This window comes from Myxococcus xanthus, from assembly GCF_006402735.1.
Classification (GTDB): domain Bacteria; phylum Myxococcota; class Myxococcia; order Myxococcales; family Myxococcaceae; genus Myxococcus; species Myxococcus xanthus_A.
The window spans coordinates 3,255,275-3,276,769 of the sequence record NZ_CP017174.1; the positions used below are offsets into that span (position 1 = coordinate 3,255,275).

General features: G+C 68.0%; 21 protein-coding genes and 1 tRNA gene. 14 read left to right on the forward strand and 8 right to left on the reverse strand.

Features of this window, described 5'->3' with window-relative positions; genetic code table 11:
• Positions 1-25: 25 nt before the first annotated feature.
• The 7 genes from gap (at position 26) to BHS09_RS13840 (ending at position 5,961) form a co-directional block, all read left to right on the forward strand.
• A complete protein-coding gene (gap, locus tag BHS09_RS13805) occupies positions 26-1,036 on the forward strand; it encodes a type I glyceraldehyde-3-phosphate dehydrogenase (RefSeq protein WP_011552882.1) in 1,011 nt (336 codons plus the stop codon).
• 39 nt (positions 1,037-1,075) lie between these two features.
• A complete protein-coding gene (locus BHS09_RS13810) occupies positions 1,076-2,263 on the forward strand; it encodes a phosphoglycerate kinase (protein ID WP_140798091.1) in 1,188 nt (395 codons plus the stop codon).
• A gap of 39 nt (positions 2,264-2,302) precedes the next feature.
• On the forward strand, positions 2,303-3,073 hold the full coding sequence (gene tpiA / locus BHS09_RS13815) for a triose-phosphate isomerase (protein ID WP_140798092.1): 771 nt from the start codon (positions 2,303-2,305) through the stop codon (positions 3,071-3,073).
• Between the two features lie 95 nt (positions 3,074-3,168).
• On the forward strand, positions 3,169-3,567 hold the full coding sequence (gene secG / locus BHS09_RS13820) for a preprotein translocase subunit SecG (RefSeq protein WP_011552885.1): 399 nt from the start codon (positions 3,169-3,171) through the stop codon (positions 3,565-3,567).
• Positions 3,568-3,673: 106 nt separating this feature from the next.
• Positions 3,674-3,755: transfer RNA gene (locus BHS09_RS13825), tRNA-Leu, on the forward strand.
• Positions 3,756-4,483: 728 nt separating this feature from the next.
• Entirely contained in the window at positions 4,484-5,044 is a 561-nt protein-coding gene (locus tag BHS09_RS13835) for a hypothetical protein (protein ID WP_237080348.1), read from the forward strand.
• Positions 5,041-5,961 (forward strand): type VI immunity family protein, encoded by a 921-nt coding sequence (locus BHS09_RS13840; protein WP_237078286.1) that lies wholly within the window; start codon positions 5,041-5,043, stop codon positions 5,959-5,961. Before BHS09_RS13835 ends, BHS09_RS13840 begins: the two co-directional genes overlap by 4 nt.
• A 171-nt stretch (positions 5,962-6,132) precedes the next feature.
• Here the strand turns inward: BHS09_RS13840 and BHS09_RS13845 are convergent, their stop codons facing one another.
• From BHS09_RS13845 to BHS09_RS13860, 4 genes are all read right to left on the reverse strand, one after another.
• Entirely contained in the window at positions 6,133-7,167 is a 1,035-nt protein-coding gene (locus tag BHS09_RS13845) for an ABC transporter substrate-binding protein (RefSeq protein WP_140798094.1), read from the reverse strand.
• 22 nt (positions 7,168-7,189) lie between these two features.
• A complete protein-coding gene (locus BHS09_RS13850; RefSeq protein WP_140798095.1) occupies positions 7,190-7,972 on the reverse strand; it encodes an ABC transporter permease in 783 nt (260 codons plus the stop codon).
• Positions 7,969-8,721, reverse strand: a complete 753-nt coding sequence (locus BHS09_RS13855) for an ABC transporter ATP-binding protein (protein ID WP_140798096.1) — start codon at positions 8,719-8,721, stop codon at positions 7,969-7,971. The genes BHS09_RS13850 and BHS09_RS13855 overlap by 4 nt, the downstream gene beginning before the upstream one ends.
• Before the next feature lie 133 nt (positions 8,722-8,854).
• On the reverse strand, positions 8,855-9,235 hold the full coding sequence (locus BHS09_RS13860) for a 6-pyruvoyl trahydropterin synthase family protein (protein WP_140790365.1): 381 nt from the start codon (positions 9,233-9,235) through the stop codon (positions 8,855-8,857).
• 250 nt (positions 9,236-9,485) lie between these two features.
• Here BHS09_RS13860 and BHS09_RS13865 point away from each other — a divergent pair, with 250 nt between their 5' ends.
• Together BHS09_RS13865 and BHS09_RS13870 are read left to right on the forward strand one after the other, a co-directional pair.
• The gene (locus tag BHS09_RS13865) at positions 9,486-9,857 is read left to right on the forward strand and encodes an ArsR/SmtB family transcription factor (RefSeq protein ID WP_140798097.1); all 372 of its coding nucleotides are present in this window, start codon (positions 9,486-9,488) and stop codon (positions 9,855-9,857) included.
• On the forward strand, positions 9,854-10,330 hold the full coding sequence (locus tag BHS09_RS13870; protein ID WP_140790369.1) for an SRPBCC family protein: 477 nt from the start codon (positions 9,854-9,856) through the stop codon (positions 10,328-10,330). The genes BHS09_RS13865 and BHS09_RS13870 overlap by 4 nt, the downstream gene beginning before the upstream one ends.
• Positions 10,331-10,471: 141 nt before the next feature.
• Here BHS09_RS13870 and BHS09_RS13875 read toward each other — a convergent pair whose 3' ends face one another.
• The gene (locus BHS09_RS13875; RefSeq protein WP_140798098.1) at positions 10,472-11,488 is read right to left on the reverse strand and encodes a hypothetical protein; all 1,017 of its coding nucleotides are present in this window, start codon (positions 11,486-11,488) and stop codon (positions 10,472-10,474) included.
• Between the two features lie 728 nt (positions 11,489-12,216).
• Between BHS09_RS13875 and BHS09_RS13880 the strand changes: the two genes are divergently transcribed.
• Positions 12,217-12,582: a hypothetical protein gene (locus BHS09_RS13880; protein WP_140790373.1), complete on the forward strand. Its 366-nt coding sequence runs from the start codon at positions 12,217-12,219 to the stop codon at positions 12,580-12,582.
• 19 nt (positions 12,583-12,601) lie between these two features.
• On the opposite strand, the gene BHS09_RS13885 is transcribed toward BHS09_RS13880, so the two are convergent.
• A complete protein-coding gene (locus tag BHS09_RS13885) occupies positions 12,602-13,204 on the reverse strand; it encodes a GNAT family N-acetyltransferase (RefSeq protein WP_140800673.1) in 603 nt (200 codons plus the stop codon).
• A gap of 79 nt (positions 13,205-13,283) precedes the next feature.
• Positions 13,284-14,639, reverse strand: a complete 1,356-nt coding sequence (locus BHS09_RS13890; protein WP_140796451.1) for a serine/threonine-protein kinase — start codon at positions 14,637-14,639, stop codon at positions 13,284-13,286.
• Positions 14,640-14,926: 287 nt separating this feature from the next.
• Here BHS09_RS13890 and BHS09_RS13895 point away from each other — a divergent pair, with 287 nt between their 5' ends.
• Entirely contained in the window at positions 14,927-16,471 is a 1,545-nt protein-coding gene (locus tag BHS09_RS13895; RefSeq protein ID WP_140798099.1) for an aldehyde dehydrogenase family protein, read from the forward strand.
• 7 nt (positions 16,472-16,478) lie between these two features.
• Here BHS09_RS13895 and BHS09_RS13900 read toward each other — a convergent pair whose 3' ends face one another.
• Positions 16,479-17,363, reverse strand: a complete 885-nt coding sequence (locus tag BHS09_RS13900) for a LysR substrate-binding domain-containing protein (protein ID WP_140798100.1) — start codon at positions 17,361-17,363, stop codon at positions 16,479-16,481.
• A 108-nt stretch (positions 17,364-17,471) separates the two neighbouring features.
• Here BHS09_RS13900 and BHS09_RS13905 point away from each other — a divergent pair, with 108 nt between their 5' ends.
• From BHS09_RS13905 to BHS09_RS13915, 3 genes are all read left to right on the forward strand, one after another.
• Entirely contained in the window at positions 17,472-19,109 is a 1,638-nt protein-coding gene (locus tag BHS09_RS13905; protein WP_140798101.1) for an acetolactate synthase large subunit, read from the forward strand.
• Between the two features lie 35 nt (positions 19,110-19,144).
• Positions 19,145-20,578 carry an aldehyde dehydrogenase family protein gene (locus BHS09_RS13910; RefSeq protein ID WP_140790381.1) on the forward strand — a complete coding sequence of 478 codons (1,434 nt, stop codon included), beginning with the start codon at positions 19,145-19,147 and terminating at the stop codon, positions 20,576-20,578.
• Positions 20,579-20,839: 261 nt separating this feature from the next.
• Positions 20,840-21,466 (forward strand): YigZ family protein, encoded by a 627-nt coding sequence (locus tag BHS09_RS13915; protein WP_140798102.1) that lies wholly within the window; start codon positions 20,840-20,842, stop codon positions 21,464-21,466.
• The last annotated feature ends 29 nt before the right edge of the window (positions 21,467-21,495 follow it).

A 21,495-nucleotide genomic window follows, 5' to 3' on the forward strand; every position in this document is an offset into this window, starting at 1 on the left:
CCCACTGCTCAAGGAGACGACGAACATGGCTACCCGGATTGCCATCAATGGCTTTGGCCGCATCGGTCGCTGCATCCTCCGCGCGGTGCTCAGCCGCAAGGAAGACCTCGAGATTGTCGCCATCAACGACCTCGACAAGCCCGCGGCGCTGGCGCACCTGTTCAAGTACGACTCCGTGCACCGCACCTGGCCGGGCGAGGTGAAGGCGACGGAGAAGGGCATCGTGGTGGACGGCAAGGAGATCACCGTCACCGCGGAGAAGGACCCGACGGCGCTGCCCTGGAAGAGCCTGAACGTGGACGTGGTGCTGGAGTGCACCGGCCGCTTCACCGCGCGTGACGCGGCGGAGAAGCACCTGAAGGCGGGCGCGAAGAAGGTCATCATCTCCGCCCCGGCCAAGGGCCCGGACATCACCATCGCTTACGGCATCAACCACAACGAGTATGACCCGGCGAAGCACCACGTCATCTCGAACGCCTCGTGCACCACCAACTGCCTGGCGCCCATCGCCAAGGTGCTGGTGGACAACTTCGGCATCGAGAAGGGCCTGATGACCACGGTCCACAGCTACACCAACGACCAGCGCATCCTGGACCTCACCCACGAGGACATGCGCCGCGCCCGCGCCGCCGCGCTCTCCATGATTCCCACCAGCACCGGCGCCGCGAAGGCCATCGGTGAGGTGATTCCGCAGCTCAAGGGCAAGATGCACGGCCTGGCCGTCCGCGTGCCGACCCCGAACGTGTCCCTGGTGGACCTGACGGTGAACACCGAGAAGAAGGTCACCGCCGAGGCCGTCATCGAGGCCTTCCGCAAGGCCGCCGAAGGCCCGCTCAAGGGCGTGCTTGAGTTCAGCGACGCGCAGACGGTGTCGGTGGACTACAACGGCAACCCGCACTCGGCCATCTTCGACTCCACCAACTGCTTCGTGATGGGCGACAACCTGCTCAAGGTCATGGCCTGGTACGACAACGAGTGGGGCTTCTCCAACCGCATGGTGGACACGGCGAAGTTCCTCGTCTCCAAGGGCGTCTAGTCCCAAGGGCGTTCAGGGCACCGAGAGGGAAGGACCGAGATGATCCGTTACATCGATGATCTGCAGCTGACCGGGAAGCGCGTCTTCATCCGCGTGGACTTCAACGTCCCGATGGAAGGACGGCGCGTGACCGACGACACCCGCATCCGCGAGGCGATGCCCACCATCCGGCGCGCGCTCGACATGGGCGGGAAGGTCATCCTGGCCTCCCACCTCGGCCGCCCCAAGGGGCCGGACCCGAAGCTGTCGCTGGAGCCTGTCGCCGTGCGGCTCGCCGAACTGCTCGGCGGCAAGCACGAAGTCATCCTCACCGACGACTGCGTCGGTGACGGCGTGAAGAAGCAGGTGAAGGAGCTCAAGGAGGGCCAGGTGGTCGTCCTGGAGAACCTCCGCTTCCACAAGGAAGAGGAGGCCAACGACGAGACGTTCGCCCGCGAGCTGGCGGCGCTGGCGGACGTCTACGTCAACGACGCCTTCGGCACCGCCCACCGCGCCCACGCGTCCACCGCGGGCATGGTGCCCTTCGTGAAGGAGAAGGCGGCCGGCTTGCTGATGCGGAAGGAAATCGAGTACCTGGGCAAGGTGCTCAAGAACCCGGACAAGCCCTTCGTGGCCATCCTGGGTGGCTCGAAGGTGAGCGATAAAATCAAGGTCATCGAGAGCCTGCTGCCCAAGGTGGACGCGCTGCTCATCGGTGGCGCCATGGCGTACACCTTCTTGAAGGCGCAGGGCGTCGAGGTGGGCAAGTCCCGCGTCGAGGGCGACAAGCTGTCGCTGGCCACGCGCCTGCTGGAGGCGGCGCACCGGTTCAAGACGCAGCTGGTCCTGCCGGTGGACCACATCGTGGGCACCGAGCCCACGGAGAACAGCCCCGCCAAGGAGACGCCGGACAACGCGATTCCGCCGGACATGATGGGCCTGGACATCGGTCCCAAGACGCGCGCCATCTTCGCGCAGCACATCCGCGATGCGAGGACGGTGGTGTGGAACGGGCCCATGGGCCTGTTCGAGGTGCCCAAGTTCGCCGAAGGCACCCGCTCCGTCGCCGCGGCCATGTCCATCAACACGCAGGCCACCACCGTCATCGGCGGCGGGGACAGCGCGGCGGCCGTGGAGCAGATGGGCTTCGCGGACAAGATGAGCCATGTGTCCACTGGTGGAGGTGCGTCCTTGGAATTCCTGGAAGGACGCGACTTGCCGGGCATCAAGGCGCTGGAGACGCGGTAGGCTCCGCGTCCGACACACCACACACCCCTGGGGGACACCATGGCCACCGCGCGTCGCCGGAAGATCGTTGCTGGCAACTGGAAGATGAACAAGTCGGTACCGGAGGCGCTGGCCCTGGTGCGCGACCTGCGAGGGCAGGTGGCCTCCCTGGGCGACACCGTGGAGGTGGTGGTGGCGCCGCCGTTCGTGGCGTTGCAGCCGCTGCATGTCGCGCTGGAAGGCGCGCCGCTGGCGCTGGCGGCGCAGAACTGCCACTGGGAGTCCTCGGGCGCCTTCACGGGTGAGATTTCCGCGCCGATGCTGGCGGAGCTGGGGTGCGCCTACGTCATCGTGGGGCACTCCGAGCGTCGGCAGCTCTTCGGGGACACGGACGAGCAGGTGAACAAGCGGGCGAAGGCGGTCCGCGCGGCGGGGATGACGCCCATCATCTGCGTGGGGGAGACGCTGGCCGAGCGCGAGGATAACCAGACGCTGGCGGTGGTGGAGCGTCAGGTGCGTGGGGCGCTGGAGGGCTTCGAGGCCAAGGACGTGGCGGGCTTCGTGCTGGCCTACGAGCCGGTGTGGGCCATTGGCACGGGGCGCAACGCCACGGCGGCGCAGGCGCAGGAGGTCCACGCGGCGATCCGGGGCCTGGTCGGGCGGCTGTACGACGGGGAGACGGCCGGGCGGGTGCGCATCCAGTACGGCGGCAGCGTGAAGCCGGACAACGCCGCGGAATTGCTGGGCCAGCCGGACGTTGACGGGGCGCTTGTCGGGGGCGCGAGCCTGAAGGCGGGCGACTTCGCGGCCATCGTCAAGGCGGCCACTTAGAGTTGATCCTGGGGGCGGGTGGAAGATGTTGTCACCCGTTCACCACTTTGGTGTAGGGTGCGCCTCCTTTTCACGGAACGTCTGAAAGAGTCCACATGCTGACCTTCGTCACGATCGTGCACGTCCTGGTGTGCGTGTTCATGATCTTCGTCATTCTGCTCCAGCCGGGTAAGGACGCCGGTATGGGCTCCGCGCTGGGCGGTGGTGCCGCCACGAGCGCCTTCGGCGGCCGGGGTGCGGTGACGTTCCTCAGCAAGCTGACCGGCGTCTTCGCCGCGCTCTTCTTCTTCAGCTCGCTCGGCCTGTCCTTCGTGGGGCTGCGCTCCTCGGTGGCGGCGGGTGGCTCGGTGGCTTCGCCTCCGGCGCAGTCGGCCCCGGCGACCTCGGGTGACGCGGCTCCGGGCAGCATGGAGCAGCCGCGCGGCGAGCAGTCGACTCCGCCCGCCGAGGGTGGTGGCAACCCGGCGACGGGTGAGCCGGCTCCGGCGCAGTAGTCGTTCGCGGTACGTGGTTCGTAGTAGGAAGAATCTGATTCACGCAGCGGTTGAGATTGTCGTTGCGTGAATCAGCAAGCTCCGGTAGATGGACGCCGCAGCAAACGCCCAGGTGGTGGAACTGGTAGACACACCATCTTGAGGGGGTGGCGCCGAAAGGTGTGCGGGTTCGAATCCCGCCCTGGGCACTCCGAATCAGGCCTCCGAGTCGAAAGACTCGGGGGCCTTTTTCGTTTCCGAGGCTGCGGCTTGTTCCTCCGGGGCTGTCGGAGGCAGGTGCTAACGAACCAGGTTGGAGCAACCGATGAGCGCGACTCGGCCCGGACGGGGGACTCTCCGGTGCAACTGTCGTTTCACGCCGATGGGGAGGTCGAGGTCCAACACATAGTGGCCATTGCCGCGTTGGGGATGTGCCGGGCGTTGGCGGCGGGCCCCATGGCTCTCTCATACGCGTGTGGGCGACTGTTCGGCCCGGCATTGCTCTCGCGCCTTGAGGCGCTGAATGCGCATCCCGAGCCAGTTCTGTTCACGCCGCTTCACCGCCGCTTGGAAGCGCCAGCACGCCGGCTTCGAATCCTCACTCGCGAAAACGCATCAGGCCTGGGCAGGAAGCCCCACTCGAAATGGTCGGCCTGACACTGACGGTTGTTCGGAGGCAGGCGTGCCCGTCCGCAAATTCCTGACCTGGAAGCACGTCCTTCTATGGGCGAGCTGTGTCCTGCTCCTGGCCTGTGCGGGCAGCCCACGGACCGCGCGCAAGGACTTGCGCCTCGACACGGAGTCCGCCGCGCGCATCCGCCATGCCGCAACACTGGGGCAGGGCACGAGAGCGCTGGCTTCCACTTCTCACGCGGCTTCCGCCGTGCTTGCTGGCGCCGTCCCAGTTCTGGTCACGCTGCTTGAGAGCGACAATGCAGTGGCAGATCTCGAGGACAGGCTTTGGGAGTGCGCCCAGCGCGCCGAGCATCAGGTGAATGCGGCGCTCTTCGGGGGCCGTGCACCGACAAGGCAGGAGTGTGGACAGGAGGTGGAGGTGGACGGCTGTGGCGAGGTCGTCACCCGTGCCATGCTCTTGGGGCAGCGCAAGCACATGCTCGCCCTTCAATGCGCGCGCGAGGTGCTGGAGCACCTGTGGCCCGCGCCATTCAGCATCGAGCAGCGATATCGATTCTATCCGCATGCCCGGTTGCTGGAGACCGTCAGCAGGGAAGAGGAGGCGCGCCTGGTTGCACAGGGCTGCACCCGTGAGCTGTGGCGCACCATCAAGCCGGACATCGTCCTTCATGGTGATTCCAACCTGTTGATGTCCGTGCTCACGTTGGACTTCAAGTTTCCCTGCCCTGACACCAATGCCCCTCGCTGGACGCGCTACGGGGAGAAGAGCGCCTATGCGGGCTCCAATCAGGGCTGGGTCTACAAGGAAGCACTGCGGGGTGATGCGTTCATGGTCTCCCCGCGTCTGGGCATGGTTCCATGAAGGATGCGATTCCGACGATTCGTTTGAGGAACGGCACCGGGGACCTCGTGGTCCGCGATGGCATCGTCCTGTGCTTCTTCATGCGACGCTCGCATCCGGACGTGGCTCCGGCGGTGTGGCGTGCACTGGAGACCTACCGGCGCGACATTCCTGCCGGAGCGCTGGGCTGGTATGGGGCGGATGACGGGGACACGCTCCCCCTGGACGCGCGGGGATGGGAGCACATCCGCGCGCAGATGGTCGAGCGCTCCTGGGGCATCGAATGGCTCGTCGAGCTGATGCAGGCTCCGGGGGAAGCAAGCGGCTATCGATTCGAGTACGACGGGAGACTGCTCGACGCACCCTTCTTCGCTCAAGACGACGGGGCCACGAGTGCTGCCTGCTTTTCGTTTCCCACCGAGTACCTCGCGGCGCATGGCCCCGGGCATCTGCGCGCCCTGGCCTTGGAGATCGCGCGCGAGCTGCCATTCAGCTTCGGCTACGCCAGCCTCGCCCTCATCTCCCAGGCGGGGGGCGGGTTCTCCGTCCGGACGCAACTCCTTGACCTGCTCAGTCGCTTTCCGGGCTTGGACCTCCCGCGCTTCGGAGACACCAGCCGGACCATCGGCTCCCGGGCGCGGGGCGCTTATTGGCTCACGTTCCTGGGGCAACCGCTGCTGGAGCAGCTCGGGGGCGGTGAGGCCTTGCTCAGCTCGCTCGACTTCCCATCCGTGACCTTCCATCCGCTGGACGCCGATCGCCTGCTGCTCTCACTGGGTGACGGGCCCGAGGCCATGGACGTGGAGAGACAGGGCGTGCCTCCCCAGTACCGGGTCCTGGCGCGGCGGCTCGAACCCTTCTTCCATGAAGATCGCTCCACCTGGCCTCCGCTGGACACCGCCGCGCTGACGCGCTGGCTCCGCCGGCACTGCCTGTGAACGCTTCACTCCGGGAGTTTCGTACTGCTAACTCTCACCCCTGAGCTGTCCGATTTGACGGGGACAACTCCATTTGGCGTGCTTCACCGCATCGCGCAGGTCCCGGGTCACCGGGCCGGGGGATATTCGAGAGGGGTGAGCGGCTCTTGGCTGATACGGCTCCGCGCCGCTTCAATCGCGTGAGCCGGTGAACTCCGGCAGCAGGAACTCGTCCGCGGCGGGCGCCTTCTCGATGAGGTCCAGCTCCACGAGCTGCTGGGCCAACTGCTCCCATCGCTGGCGGTTCATCGTGCCCAGTCCTCGGGCCCGCGTCTCCTCCGTCTCGATGAGCGGCTTCTGCGCCTCGGCCCCCTCCGCGAACGTCTCCGCGTCCATCGTCGTGTTCAGCTTGCCCATCACCGCGTTGGTGGGCCCCGCGTTGTCCAGGTACGCCCGCCACCCCTCGCGCACCGCCGCCACGAAGGACTTCACCCGCTCGGGCTGTTCCTTCCAGTACTGGCGCCGGGTGATGACCACGGCGAGGTACGGGTTGAAGCCCTCCTCGGCCACCAGGAACACGGTTGGCGTGGCGCCCTGCCGCTTCGCGGCGATGGGCTCGGCGGTGATGAAGCACTGCTGGGCGAAGTCCTTGTCCGCCAGGAAGCGCGCGACGCCCCCGTCGTAGGGCACCACCTTCACCTTGTCGAAGCTGTACTTCTTCTTGAGGAAGGCCACGTAGGAGAGGCCCGGCTCCAGCGCCACCGTGCCCGAGGACAGCACGTCCGCGATGTTCTTCGCCCCGCGAGAGGCGTGGGCCATTATGGCGTGCGGAGACGTCTGGTACACCGCGAACAGCGGAATCACGTCCAGGCCTCGGGCTCGCGCGACGAGGAGCTCGTCGGCGCCGCTGATGCCGAACTCCGCCTTGCCGGTGGCCACCATCTGCGGCACGGGGGCGCCGGCTCCTCCGCCGAGGATTTCCACCTCGAGCCCATGGCGGGAGAAGGCCCCCGACTCCCGCGCCGCATAGAAGCCGCCGAATTCAGGCTCCGGCACCCAGTTGAGCGCGAGCTGCACCTTGGCCGGGGCGGCCGCCTTCGGCGGGGTGGTGCTGGCTCCCGTAGCGGCCTGGGAGCCCTGCTTGGGCTCCTCCTTCTGGCGCGAGCAGGCGCTCGCGGCCACGAGAAGCACCGCGCAGCCCAACAGTTTCAAGAGGCGTCCGCTCACGTTCAGCTCCTTTCCAGGTGAGTCATGTTCCCTGCGCCGACGGGTGCCAGCGCCGCAACAGCCGGGCGCCGGTGAGGCTCACCACACCGAACAACACCAGGCCCAGCCCCGAGGCCGCCAGCACCGCGGCGAACAGCAGATCCGTGCGCAGCTGACGGTACGCGGACAGGACGAGGATTCCCAGCCCCGCGGAGCCCTCGGAGAAGCCGGCGACGAACTCGCCGACGATGGCGCCGATGACGGCCAGCCCCGAGGCGATGCGCAGCCCCGTGAACAGGTGTGGCATCGCCGCGGGCAGCTCCAGCTTCCACAGCGTGGCGAGCCGCCGCGCGCCATAGAGGCGGAACATGTCCCGGAGCGAGGGCTCCACCGAGCGCAGCCCGGTGAGCGTGTTGGCGATGACCGGGAAGAGCGAGACGATGAAGGACGACACCGCGACGGCGCGGGGGCCCGGGCCGAACCACAGCACCAGCAGCGGGGCGATGGCCACGATGGGCACGGTCTGCAGGAAGAGCGTGTAGGGGTAGAGGGCGCGCTCCACCATCCGCGAGGAGGCCAGGAGGACGGCCACGAGCACCCCCAGGACCGCGCTCAACCCGAATCCGACCAGGGCGGAGCGGCCCGTGGTGACCGCCGCGCCGAGGAGCGAGGACGCCTCCTGGGCTCCCGCGGCACCAATGGCCGAGGGCGGGGGCACCAGCCAGCGTGGAACCTCCAGCAGGCGCACCGTGCCTTCCCAGAGGGTCAGCAGGACGACGAGCGCCACCAGCGGAGGAACCGCCGCGCGAAGGGCTGAGCGGTTCACCAGCGCTCTCCTTGTTCCAGGGCCTCGTTGAGCAGGCGGGCCTCCCGGGCGAAGGAGGCCTCGGTGCGCAGGGATGCGCTGCGCTCACCTGGCAGCTCCAGCGTCCGGTCCAGCACCACGCGCGCGGGCCGTCGCGACAGGACCACGGCCCGCTCGGCCAGGTAGGTGGCTTCGGAGATGGAGTGGGTGACGAAGAGCACGGTCATCCCCAGCTCGCGCCACAGCGCGCGGAGTTGATCATCCAGCCGGCCGCGCGTCAGCTCGTCCAGGGCGGCGAAGGGCTCGTCGAGCAGCAGCAGCCGGGGGTGGGTGACGAGCGCGCGTGCCAGGGACACGCGCATGCGCATGCCGCCGGACAGCTCCGCCGGATAGCGGTCGGTGGCATCACCGAGCCCCACCTGATCGAGCACGGCGCGCGCGGCAGCCTGCCGCTCCGGTTTCGACACGCCGGTCAGCTCCAGCGGCAGCGCCGCGTTGTCCAGCACCGAGCGCCAGGGCAGCAGGTGCGCGTCCTGGAAGACGTAGGCGATGGGGGCGCGCTCGCCCTGGGTTCGCTCCAGCGTCGGGGTGAAGGAGATGTGCCCGGCCTCGGCGCGGTCCAGCCCGGCCACCAGCCGCAGCAGCGTGGACTTGCCGCACCCGGAGGGACCGAGCAGCGCCACGAACGAACCGGGCGCCACGTCCAGGTCCAGCCCCGACAGCACGGCGACGTTGCCAGGGAAGGTGCGGCGCAGGCCCTCGACCTTCACACGAACGCCCCCACTTCCGGAGATGGGGGCCAGGGGAGCGGGGGACGGAAGGCCAGGAGGCGCCATGGAAGGAGTGTTTCTAACCGTCCAGCCCTCGGGAGGCGAGCGCGGAGTCAGGAGCCATCCTCAACGGTCAGTCCGTCGCATGCGCGTACTCGGCCTCTGGAAGCTCGCCGCCCGTCCGACGCAGGTGCACCCGGTCGAGCGTGACGCCCTCAGGCAGGCCCGACTCCACTTGCTTGAAGACGTACTCCGTGACGCGCTCGGCCGTGCAGTTCACCGTCTTGAAGTAGGGGTGCTCGTTGATGTTCGTGTCATGCAGCTCCCGGCACACCCGATCGATGATGTCCTGGAGATCCTTGAAGTCGATGATGACGTCCCAATGGTTCAGCGCTCGCGCCTTCACCCAGACGCGGACCCACCAGTCGTGCGTGTGAAGGGGCTCGCGCTGGCCGTCCGGGAAGGTGACTGCGTGGGATGCTTTGAATTCACCCGTGAGGCTCAAGTAGTGCATCGCGATCCACTCCGAAGTCGTGGTGGAAGATCCTGGGGAGCCGCCCTCAGCGGGCACGCGCCATGATACCGCCTCCGGAGCCGACTTCGACGGCCCGCTGAGTGAGGGAGCAGGCAGCCCGAATCGAGGCTGCCGCCACGGAGTTCTTCCGAGCAGGGCCCTGCCGGAGGGCTCCAGGTACCGACACGACGGCGCCTCGACTGGCCTGTGCGCTTGCGTTGGGCGCCGGCCTTGACGGTAATATGCACGGATGTGTATATGCACTTCCATGCAACTTGACGTCTTCCAGGTGCTCGCCGACCCGACGCGCCGCCGCATCGTCGAAGCCCTTCGGTACGGTGAGCAGCAGGTCAGTGACGTCGTCGAGAAGGCCGGAATCCACCAGTCAGGTGTCTCGCGGCATCTGCGCATCCTGTCGGAATCGGGCTTCGTCTCGATGCGGCCGGATGGGCAGCGGCGCCTCTACGCCTTGAAGCCGGAGCCGTTTCAGGAACTCGATGGGTGGCTCACCGGGTACCGGCAGATGTGGGAGGCGCGACTCGATCGCTTCGGAGCCGCACTGGAGAAGAAGAAGCAACAACAACAGACTCGCCGAGTCGAAGAGAAGGGGCCGCGGAAATGAGCAACGAGAAGGCGAAGGTCGTCATCGAGCGCACCTACCGGGCGGGAATCGAGGACATCTGGGCGCTCTGGACCACGAAAGAGGGCTTCGAGTCGTGGTGGGGACCACAGGGCTTCCGTGCCGCGGTGCACGAAATCGACGCACGCGTAGGCGGCGCCCTTCGGTACGACATGATTGCCGACTCACCGGAGATGATTGCCGCGATGAAGCAGATGGGCCAGCCGACCTCCCATGCGACCCGTTCCCGCTTCACCGAGGTGGCGCCACATTCGCGGCTCGTCCTCACGAACGTCATCGACTTTCTCCCCGGTGTCGCTCCCTACGAAAGCAAGATCGCCGTGGACTTCCTCCCGAGCGGCGACCGCGTTCGCATGGTGGTGATGCTGGACGCGATGCACAGCGAGGAGTTCACGAAGATGCAGCAGGAAGGCTTCACGAGCCAGCTCACGAAGCTGGACTCGCGCTTCGCCTGATTGGACGGTGAGAAGTCCCGAATCGAATCCATCACGGAGCGCAGTTCCACTCGCTTGAGGGGCTCGGCGGGAGTCCTCGGTTTGCTTCACGCCTGCTGCGCCCCGGACGGGCCGTTCAGCCCCGTCCGGATCGCCTGTGAATCACTCTGCGTAGTAGCTGTCCGTGTACACGCTGAATCCGGACTCGGTGTCGACGAAGAACGTCGCGCTGTGGTCGCTCCAGGGGTCACGCGCATAGCCGTAGGAGCAGCCGAAGAACGAGCGGCCATCGATCAGCGTGTTCAGGTTGGCCAGACCGGCGGCCTTCACTTCCGGATCCAACGTGCCGAAGCTCGCGGCAGCGTTGACGAACGCCTCGACATGGGCGCGAACCTCGGCGGCGTCAGCATCCGTCCCGCGGTGGTTATCCGGTTCGGACACCCGCTCCGTCCTTTCGCCGAAGCACTCCTGGACCTGGAAGTTGTGGAACTGGCCGTTCATGTTCGCCCACCAGTCGAAGTGGCGCGCCATGAACACACCACCGTGCGGCCGCGGCAGGTTGTTCACCGCGTTGATGAGCGCCTCGAACGGGCGGCTCAGCGTGGCCGCGTTGCGGAGGTTGCGGAAGCTCACGTCGGCGATGCCCGTCGTGTTCGCGATGGCGTCCGCGTTCGTGAACGGGCGCTGGTTGCGCAGGTTCAGCGCTCCGTTCCAGGCGTAGGGGAGGATGTCGTGCAGCTCGGTGGAGCTGATGCTGTTGACCAGCGACACGATGGCAGCCGCGTCATCCTGCGACAGGGCCAGCCCATCCGCGATGCCGTAGCAGTCCGCGTCGATGTAGTCCTGGCTCCGGGCGCCCTGCTCGATCTGCTGCAGACGCGCCGGACCGACCAGCGCCACGGAGGAGATATCCGCCAGGGAGGCGAACTGCGAGACCGCGCGCCGGTTGACCAGGTTGTGGACGACGTTGCTGGGCAGATAGGCGTCCAGCGTGTTGAACGTCGCTTCATTGACGAACTGGAGAATGCCCTGGCACTCGGTGGCAACGTCCACGTCAGCCTCCGTCAGCAGCCCCTGCTGCTGCTCCTGGGGCTGCTGCGTGGACGTTTCGGTTTCGCTCGGACCACAGCCAACGAGCAGACCGGCGGCGAGGAAGGCAGATCCAACATAACGACGCATCGGGGGAACTCCTGCTAGGGGGGACAGCGAAGTGAGACGGCTTTAATACATCAAACTCGAATGTTCCTGGCAATCCGGATTCATGTTTGTGCCGTGTCGCAAATTTGTTCCCAGGACTGTGCACTCCAGGTGTGGAAGGGGCCCTCTTTCCGTCGCGATAGGGTGCCTGTCTCCCTCTGAAGCGACCCTGGGCGTCCCTTGCCCGATGCCGCGGATTTCGCGGCTCCCAGGGCGTGGATGGATGATGAGGGATTGGACGTGTCTGGCGTCTGTTTTCAACGTGACACGTCGCTTCTTGCTACAGCGGATGAGTCATTGCGTGCGCTGCCGAGGCCGTTGGCCCGGGTTGCCTGGAGCGTTGAGGGGCGAACGGATGGGACGGTCAGGATATCCGTTTATCTAGAATAGCCTGTGATATGCTCTCCGGCATGGGGAACACCAGTCCGATTCGTCCTGGAGTCGCGCCTCGCCCCGCTGTGGCGCCATCCGCGTCCCATGTTCGGGATTCCGTGGCCACGCCGCCATCGGCGCCTGGGAGTGCTGCTCGGCAGCCGCCGCCTTCCAGGGACCGCTTCGAGCCACCGCGTTCAGCCCCTCTGGTGAATCTCTCCGGTCAAGGTGCCGCTCCATCCGGCGGACAGCGCCAGCGGGCTCTGGAGGTAACGCGGCAGAGTCCCCCGGGTTCGGTCGGGGCGGCCATCCGGCCCTTGCTGTCGGGGGCTGTGGGGATGCTGGGCACGGCCGGGCATGCCGTGGGGGCCTTGCCGGGCGCCGTGGTTCACGCCGTGCCCCTCGTGGGCCCCGCGCTTCAAGCCTCTGGCGTGACGAGGCCGCTGACGCGACTGGGGCCCGCCGTGGAGGCCTACGCTCGTGAGTTCGGCGCAGGCCAGGTGGGGGACTTCTACGCGCAGCAGCGAGAGTTGCTCAGCCAGCCCGCGACCGAGGCCAACATCGCGGAGTTCGCTCGGCGCGAGACGGAGTTCTTCCAGCGCGATCCTTCCGCCGAGGCTCGGGCCTTTGGGGCCATGTTCAGCGCGGAGGACCGTGCGGCCCTCATCGGGCTCAGCGCGCGTGTGCAACGTCAGTTCCCTTGATGAGGGGCTGGCTCAACGCTCAGCGCGTGTTCCCCTCGGGGGGGACATCCGGGGGACGTGGCGGCGCCCAGTCCCAGGCGACCACGGCCCATTCGTCCGTCGCGTCCCGGTAGGTGTGGAGCGTCTCGAAGCCGACCCGCTCGTGCGCGCGCAGGGAGCGGAGGTTCCGCACGGAAATCTCGGTGACGATGAGGTCGAACTGATCTCTGAAGTGGTCCCGGTGCTGGTGGTAGAGCCGGTCGAACAAGCCCTGTCCCCGGTGCGCCTTGTCGATGCAGATCTGCCCCATCACGTAGAAGCGGTAGTCGCGCAGCGACTTGCTTCGGAACTCGAGCGAATCGAGCAGCGTGAACATGGGCTCCAGGATGGGGGCCAGCGCGCGGGCCTCGCGCGGCATCGACAGAGCGTAGGCCACCAGCACTCCATCGTGGCGGGCGACGATGCTGGGCGCCATGGCGTGCATCTGTTCCAGTGCCGGCAGGTCGTGCTGAACCGTGACGAACCCCTGTGAGCGCATCTCGTCCGCGGACAGCGCCTGCTTCAGGTTCTTCTGTTGCAGCGCCAGGATGTGCTCCAACTCGTCCCGGTTCCGCACGGCGGTGACTGTGTAGGTGGGCTTCATCGACAGCAGGATATGCCGCAGCGGTGCGCCTTGCCGAAGCGACACGGGGTGCGGGCAGGCGGGCGACACGGTCTGCGCTTCAGTGGCGCGTAGGGCAGTGTGCGGGGCTCGAAGTGGCGGGCCGCGTGGGGGGAAAGGCGGGGCCATAGCAGGCGCCCTTGTGGACATACCCGTCCTCGTCACAGTCCTTCAGGTTATCGACGGCCAGCTTCACCCAGCAGCCACCGTTGATGGGGACTTGGAGCTTGCGTGGGCACCGTCCTGATGCGTCTGGCCGGGTCTGCCCGGGAAAGGGTCGGGGTGGCATCTCCAGGGCGATGGTCGACCATGCAACGGGGGCCTGGATGGGAGATGCCGGCGCCGCGAACACACTGTCTCCGACAGCGACCGTGCCTCCATCCGTTGTGTCGATGGACATCACAGCCGGCTCGGGCACCATGGTGACCGAGGCTCCCGCTCGGGGCCGCCAGCCGAGGCTCAGCACCAGGGGGCCTCCAAGTCCGATGATGGCGACCCATGGCCACCGGGTTCGTCGGGCTCGATGGCGGAGGGAACGTTCATTCCACTGCGCCGACGCAAGGGAGTGAAGGGCACCTCCCACCATGAGTGGCACATCCGACTCCGAGCCCGCCCGTGCCACCGCGGAATCCAGAGACTCCGCCAGCTCGCGTGCGCTGCCTCGCACATGGAGGCTTGGGGCGAGCATCCGCGACACCAACGCGCTCAACTCCAGGCTGCAGTGCCCATTCGCGTCCCGCGGCGACGGGGCCTGGGCTCGCTCGGTGTGCCAGAACCTCGACTCCGCCACGTCAGGATGCGTCGACGGCGGATACCGCCCCGTGATCATCCGGAACGCGGTGACCCCTAGCGCGAAGACGTCATCCGCCTGTCCCGGAGCATACGGCGGCGCGGAGTCACCTGCTGCGAAGCGCCACGCTTCAGGGGACCGATAGGCCGGCGTCCCTGGTGGAAACGGCGAGCTCGTCTGCGTCGCGGCACCCACGTAGTGACTGGAACCGAAGTCCATGAGGAACGCCTGCCCGTCGGCCTCGCGGACCAGCACGTTGTGCCCTTTGACGTCCCGGTGCAGCCCCCCGGCCGCGTGGGTGGCTTCGAGCGCCCGCGCCAGCCTCGCGAGCAGGGCCATCACCTGCCGCGACGTGGGACGGTGCTCGCTGGCCCAATCGTAGAGCGGCGTGCCCTCTACCCAGTCCATCGCGAGGTAGGGGTGGGGCGGTCCCTTGGCGGGTTGCCAATTCCCGCTCGCTCGCAACCGGGGAACGGCGGGGTGATGGATGCGGGACAGCAGCTCGGCCTCGCGCGCGAAGCGTTCGTCCCGGGCATGCAGGGCCAGCTTGAGGGCCACGGTGTGTGTGCCCGTGATGTGCCGGGCCCGGTAGACGGCGCCGTAGGTACCTCGGCCTCGCAGGTCCATGAGGCGCCACGGGCCCACCCGGGTTCCGGGTGGAAGTCGGGCCGGATTCAGGAAAGGGAGCCCCATGCTGGCGGAGGCTACTTCCTGAGTAGTCAGTTTGCACCGGAATCTGTCAGGTCAAAACGGCTCGCTGGGAAGAAATCTGGAAGGAGCAGCGCGCGAAAAGCGACGCAACCCGTGGCCGCGGGGCGGCGGTTGCCGCGCGCCTCACTTGCCATCACCTTGACGCAATGTGCCGATGCCGGGTGGAGTGTCGGCCTGGTCTCCTTCCGGGGGAGGGCGTGTTCATGGCAAGTGTGGTGCCTGCTTACGCGGAGTGGTCCAATCTGGAGCGCCGAATCCGGGCGCTCATTCCCGAGGCGTTCGACCCGTCTGGCCGAGTGCTCAACCTCATCGCGGGGGAATGGGGGCATCCCGGAAAGGGGAAGCCCTACCTGTCCCCGGTGGACGGCACCGTCCTGGGCCGCCTGCCCATGATTGATGCGAACACCGCGCGCGTCGCCGCGAGCGCCGCCGCCGCGGAGGCACGGACCTGGGCCCACCAGGACCTCGATGCGCGCAAGGAGCGCGTCACCCAGTGCCTGTCCATGCTGCGTGAGCAGCGCGAACTGCTGGCCCTCATCCTGGCCTGGGAGATTGGCAAGCCGGTGCCACAGGCCCGCGTCAGCGTGGACCGCTGTATCACTGGCGTGGAGTGGTACGTCTCCCAAATCGAGCCCATGGTGGAGGGCCGCCGTCCGCTGGGGCTCATCTCCAACATCGCTTCATGGAACTACCCGCTGTCGGTGCTGGTCCACGCGGTGCTGGTCCAGGTGCTCGCGGGCAACAGCGCCATCGCCAAGACGCCCACGGATGGTGGGCTCTTCTCGCTGACGCTCTGCATGGCGCTCGCGCGCCGCTGCGGGCTGCCTGTGTCGCTCATCAGTGGCTCGGGCGGACAGCTCAGCGACGCGCTGGTGCGCAATCCGGAGATCGCCTGCCTGTCCTTCGTGGGCGGCAAGGCGAACGGGCGGGACATCGCCGCCAGCCTCTATGACCGCAACAAGCGCTACATGCTGGAGATGGAAGGGGTGAACGCCTACGGCATCTGGCACTTCAGCGACTGGGACCGGCTGGCGAAGCAGCTCAAGAAGGGCTTCGAGTACGGCAAGCAGCGCTGCACCGCGTACCCGCGCTTCGTCGTGGAGCGGAGCCTGATGCCGCGCTTCCTGGAGACGTACCTGCCCGTCGTCTCCGCCCTGAAGGTGGGGCACCCGCTGCTGGCGGAGACTCCGGATGGCGAGCCACCCGCGCTCGACTTCGGCCCGCTCATCAACAGTCAGAAGGTCGAGGAGCTTCACGGCCATATGAGTGAGGCGGAGGGCCGCGGCGCCGTGCCCCTCTTCGCCGGGCGGCTGGACGCGGATCGCTTCCTGCCGGACCAGGACGTCTCCGCGTACCTGGCCCCGCACGCGCTGCTCCACGTGCCGCGCAACTGCAAGCTCTACCACGGCGAGCCCTTCGGCCCCGTGGACACGCTGGTCGTCGTGGACAGCGAGGAGGAGCTCATCGCGGAGATGAACGTGTCCAACGGCTCTCTGGTGGCCTCCATCGCCTGCGACGAGCCCGACACGTGCAAGCGCGTCTCCAGCGAGCTGCGCGCCTTCAAGGTGGGCCACAACGCCCCGCGCTCGCGTGGAGACCGGGAAGAGGTCTTCGGCGGCATCGGGGGTTCGTGGAAGGGGTGCTTCGTGGGCGGCAAGTACCTGGTCCAGGCCGTCACCGAGGGCGAACCCGGCGAGCGGCTGCACGGCAACTTCCACGAGTACACGCAGCTCCCCGACACGCGTTGAAGCGGGCTCATCGCCTGCTCGGGCGTCTGGCGCCGCGCACCTCGGCCGCGAACAGTTCCGCGGCGGGCGTGCGCGGCGCGCCTTTTCGCCACAGGAGCGCCGCGAGTTCGGCCCGGGGGGCAGGGGAGAGCCGCTTCACCACCAGCCCCGCGGCATCCGCGAGTTGAGGCTCCGGGAGCACTGTCACCGCGAGCCCCGCGCGAACGGTGGCCAGCACCGTGGCCACGGCGTTCGACTCCAACGCGACATGTGGCGCAATCCGGATGGCGGCGAACCAGGCATCCACGCGGGCTCGCACGCGCAACCCTCGGGAGAGCAGCGCGAAGGGCTCCTGGGCCAGGGGCTTCGCGCCCACGGTCTCCAGCTTCGCCAGGGGATGTCCCTTGGCGACCACCAGCGCCAGCTTGCTGTCGAAGACGGGCTCCGCCTCCAGGTCCGGTGAGCGCGCGGGGGCGTAGCCCAACCCCACGTCGAGACGGCCATCCGCCAGCCGCCGCTCCACCCGCCGCACCACGGCTTCGTCCGCGCTCAGCACCAATCCCGGGTGCTTTCGCAGCACGGCGGAGAGCGCGGGCAGCACGACACCTCGCATGCTGGGCGGGTAGCCCACGCGCAGGGCGCCGGTGGTGAGGCCTCGCAGCGCGCCCACGGCGACTCTGCCCGCGTCCACGTCCTCCAGCGCTCGCGAGGCGTAGGTACGGAACAGCTCGCCCGCCTGGGTCAGGCGCACGCCGCTCCGGGCGCGCTCGAACAGGGGCGCGCCGAGCTCCTCCTCGAGCTGGCGAATCTGCTGCGACAGCGTGGGCTGCGAGATGTGGACGCGCCTGGCGGCCCGCCCGAAGTGCAGGGTGTCCGCGACGGCCGAGAAGTAGCGGAGGTGGCGCAGTTCCATGTCTCCATCATAGGCATTGCCTATCGGAGCCATGGGAACAAACGAATGTACCAATCATGGCCCGCGCGTAAGTGTTCTCCCATCGCGAGGTCGCGAAGGAGGCACCCGATGAAGGCGGCAGACCTGTTCGTCAAAGCGTTGGAAGCGGAGGGCGTGCGCAGCGTCTTCGGGCTTCCGGGAGAGGAGAACCTGGACGTCATCGAGGCCATGCGGGCCGCGGGCATGCGGCTGGTGCTCACCCGTCATGAGCAGGCCGCGGGCTTCATGGCGGCCACGTATGGGCGGCTCACCGGCCGCGCGGGCGTCGTCCTGTCGACGCTGGGGCCCGGGGCGACCAACCTCGTCACGGCCGCCGCCTACGCGCAGCTCGGCGCCATGCCCATGGTGATGGTCACCGGACAGAAGCCCATCCGGGCCGGCAAGCAGGGCCACTTCCAGATTGTCGACGTGGTGGGGATGATGCGCCCGCTGACGAAGCTGACGCGCACGCTCGTTTCGGCGGAGCATGTCCCTTCGGCCGTGCGTGAGGCGTTCCGCCGCGCCGAGGAGGAGCGTCCCGGCGCGACGCACCTGGAGCTGCCGGAGGACGTGGCCCGGGAGTCGACCGACGCCGTGCTGCTGGCGCCCAGTGCCCAGCGCCGGCCCGTGGCGGACGAGGCGTCCATCGCGCTGGCGGTCGAGGCGATCGCTTCCGCTCGCCGGCCCTTGCTCATGATTGGCGCGGGCGCCAACCGCAAGCTCACCTCGGAGATGCTCCGCGTCTTCGTGGACAAGACGGGCATTCCCTTCTTCAGCACGCAGATGGGCAAGGGCGTCGTGGACGAGGCGCATCCCCTGTGGCTGGGCACGGCGGCGCTGTCGGAAGGGGACTTCGTCCACCGCGCCATCGAGGCCTCGGACTGCATCATCAACGTGGGCCACGACGTCATCGAGAAGCCGCCGTTCTTCATGCGCGACAGCCGCCGCACGGTGGTGCACCTCAACTTCTCGTCGGCGGCGGTGGACCCCGTGTACTTCCCGCAGTTGGAGGTGACGGGCGACATCGCGAACGCGGTGTGGCGCATCGGTGAAGGACTGGGGCCTCGCGCGCACTGGGACTTCGCACCCTTCGAGAAGTTCCGCGCGGGACTCGCGGCGCAGCTCGCGCACGGTGGGGATGACGACCGCTTCCCCATCTACCCCGCGCGGCTCGTCGCCGAGCTGCGGCGCGCGCTACCGGACGACGGCATCGTGTGCCTGGACAACGGCATGTACAAGCTGTGGTTCGCTCGCTACTACCGCACGCGCCGGCCCAACACGCTGCTGCTCGACAACGCGCTGGCGACGATGGGCGCGGGGCTGCCTTCGGCCATCGCGGCGAAGCTGGTGCATCCCCGCCGCAAGGTGGTGGCCGTCTGCGGAGACGGCGGGTTCATGATGAACTCGCAGGAACTGGAGACGGCCGTTCGGCTGGGGATGGACCTGACAGTGGTCGTCGTACGCGACGACGGCTACGGGATGATTCGCTGGAAGCAGGGGGAGATGGGCCTGCCGGACTTCGGCATGGCGCTGGGGAACCCGGACTTCGTTCGCTACGCGGAGGCGTATGGGGCCCATGGCCACCGGCCGACCAGCGCGACGGAGTTCGGCGCCACGCTGGCTCGCTGCCTGTCGTCGAGCGGCGTCCACGTCATCGACGTGCCCATCGATTACTCGGACAACGCACGGGCGCTCGGCGCGGGCGCGGAGGAGCTCGCCGCGCTCTGAGGGGAACGGCGGTTCGCGAACACTGGAGGAACACCATGCTGGCTGAACGTTATCCGTACTACCTGGCCAACCGTCCCCGGCAGCCCAACGCGGAGCTGGCCGTCACCCACAAGTACTCGGGCGAGGTCGTGACGCACGTCGCGGTCGCGGATGTCGCGGCCGTCGAGGAGGCCATCGCCGCCGCCGTGCGCGCGGCCGAGCCCATGCGGAAGATGGCCCCGTACGCGCGGCAGGCCGTGCTCGAACACTGCGTGCGCCGCTTCCGCGAGCGCGCGGAGGAACTGGCACTGGCGCTCTGCATCGAAGCGGGCAAGCCGCTGCGCGACGCGCGGGGTGAGGTGGAGCGGCTCATCGACACCTTCAAGGCCGCCGCCGAGGAGGCCGTGCGCGGCGGGGGCGAGGTGCTGAACCTGGAGGTGTCGAAGCGCGCCGCGGGCTACCGGGGCTTCACCCAGCGCGTGCCGGTGGGGCCGTGCTCGTTCATCACCCCGTTCAACTTCCCGCTCAACCTGGTGGCGCACAAGGTGGCGCCTGCCATCGCCGCGGGCTGCCCGTTCATCCTCAAGCCTTCGGACCGCACGCCGGTGAGCGCGCTCATCATGGCGGAGGTCCTGGCGGAGACGGAGCTGCCCGAGGGGGCATTCTCCGTGCTGCCCGTGCGGCTGGAGGACATCGGGCCGCTCATCGAGGACGACCGGCTGAAGCTGCTCTCGTTCACGGGCTCGGAGAAGGTGGGCTGGGAGCTGAAGGCGCGGGCGGGCCGGAAGAAGGTGGTGCTGGAGCTGGGCGGCAACGCGGCCTGCGTGGTGGACGAAGCGCCGGGCGCGCCGCTGGACTTCATCGCGGACCGGGTGGCGCAGGGGGCCTTCTTCCAGGCCGGGCAGAGCTGCATCTCGGTGCAGCGCGTGCTGGTCCATGCGTCGCTCTACGATGCGCTTCGCGAGAAGCTCGTTGAACGAGCGAAGGCTCTGCGGCCGGGTAATCCGTCGGACGAGGCCACGACGCTGGGGCCCATGATTGACGAGCCCGCGGCGCGGCGCCTGGAGGACTGGATTCAGCAGGCCGTACAGCGTGGAGCGCGGGTACTCACGGGTGGCGGACGGCGGGGTTCGGTGCTCGATGCCACGGTGCTGGAGGCGGTGCCCGACGATGCCGCACTGAGTACCGAGGAGGCCTTCGGCCCGGTCGTCCTGCTCCAGCCCTTTGGCAGCTTCGACGAGGCCCTGGCCCAGGTGAACAGCGGGCGCTTCGGACTCCAGGCGGGCATCTTCACGCAGGACCTGTCGCGGGCGATGAAGGCCTGGGACGAGCTGGAGGTGGGCGGAGTCGTCGTGGGCGACGTGCCGAGCTTCCGCGTCGACACCATGCCCTACGGGGGCGTGAAGGGCTCGGGCATCGGCCGCGAGGGCGTGAAGTACGCCATCGAGGACATGACAGAGCTTCGGTTGCTGGTGCTGCGTCAGGCGTGAGCGCCCGGAGACGCTCCCTTCGAAAGGGTACGAAGCAGTCGCGTGCGAAGGGGCATGCACCCACTTCAGTGAGGTGAGTCGACGGGCCAAGGACCCCACGGAGGCCGCGGGGCCAGGGGCGCCACGTCGAGTTTCAGTCTCGGTGACGACCTTACGTGCAGCCTTCTTCGGAGCGCTGCTTCGTGAAGTAGAAACCACCCACGTGGGGAACGTCTTCCCTGCGCGCGCTCAGCTTGAGACACTGCGCCAGCCACCGCACCCATGGACGAGAAGCGCTACCCCATCCCGGCCGGGCTCCACCGGGTGGAGCAGGACATCCAGAAGAGCCGCTTCATCACCACGGCCGCCCATACGCCTACCGTGGAAGAGGCGAAGGCCTTCATCGCCCGCGTCCGCGAGGAGTTCGACGACGCCACCCACAACTGCTGGGCCTTCGTCGTCGGGCCTCCGGGCTCCACCGCCCAGGTGGGCATGAGCGACGACGGCGAGCCCCATGGGACGGCCGGCCGCCCCATGCTCACCGCCCTGCTCCACGGGGGCGTGGGCGACGTGGCCATGGTCGTCACCCGGTACTTCGGTGGGACGCTGCTCGGGAAGGGCGGGCTGGTGCGCGCCTATACGGCTGGCGTCCAGCAGGCGCTCGAAAGCCTCCCCACCACGGAGCGTGTGCGCAAGACCCGACTGGCCGTCGAGGTGGAGTACACCCACGTCGATGGGTTGCGCCGCCTGCTGCCGTCCTACGAGGTGCAGGTGCTGGCGGAGGAGTATTCGGCCACCGTGGGGTACCGGCTGGAGCTGCCCGTCACCCAGGTGGAGCCCCTGCGGACCGCGTTGAACGACCTGACATTGGGACAGGTGCTCGTCGAGCCGCTCGATTCGGACGATTGACCCTGGGCCACGGAGGGGAGAGCCTGCGG